Genomic DNA, 545 nt, shown 5'->3' with positions numbered 1-545 from the left:
AGACAGGCCATATCTGGCGCGAATGGACACCCAGCTCGGCGCCTGGCTGCAAGCGCTACTGCAGCGCGCCAAGCGCAACGTGGTGGTCGTTGCGCTCGCCAACAAGCTGGCCCGGATCGCCTGGGCAGTGATGTCAAACCAGCGCCCCTACGAAGCCGTGATGGCGTCCAACGGTAACGAGTTTGGTCGAGCGGGCGCGTCCCGGCAACTGCTCGGCCGTATGAAGTCTGCGGGAGGATGTACATAGAGATGGCCCAACGGTTGATCGGCGTTCGGCAAACCTGTCAGCATGTTGGAGCCGGGCGCGCGAATCTCCATCTTGGCAGGGCGCCTAAAGCGCCGAGGCTGGATACATTGGTGCAGGCCGAGAGTGCCTCTCAAAACATTCCGCTTGCAGACGGGGCGGGCCATACATTGCCTGCGGCCGCGCCGGTGGTATCGCAGCATAGAGAATAAATTCGTATATTATCGCACAAAAGGAGAGGAGCGACGATGTCGAAAAGACCACCGGAAGCACAACCGATTAAGATGGCTAGATAAAAGGC

1 pseudogene is annotated in these 545 nt (G+C 59.6%); it reads left to right on the top strand.

Going from position 1 to position 545, the window contains the following annotated elements:
• Positions 1–136, top strand: a pseudogene (locus EN780_RS41185) (IS110 family transposase); the annotation flags it as partial.
• Between the last annotated feature and the right edge of the window lie 409 nt (positions 137–545).

Source organism: Mesorhizobium sp. M4B.F.Ca.ET.089.01.1.1 (assembly GCF_004022605.1).
Classification (GTDB): Bacteria; Pseudomonadota; Alphaproteobacteria; order Rhizobiales; family Rhizobiaceae; genus Mesorhizobium; species Mesorhizobium abyssinicae.
The sequence above is the reverse complement of the archived record's forward strand: the minus strand, read 5'-3'. Positions and strand labels throughout refer to the sequence as shown.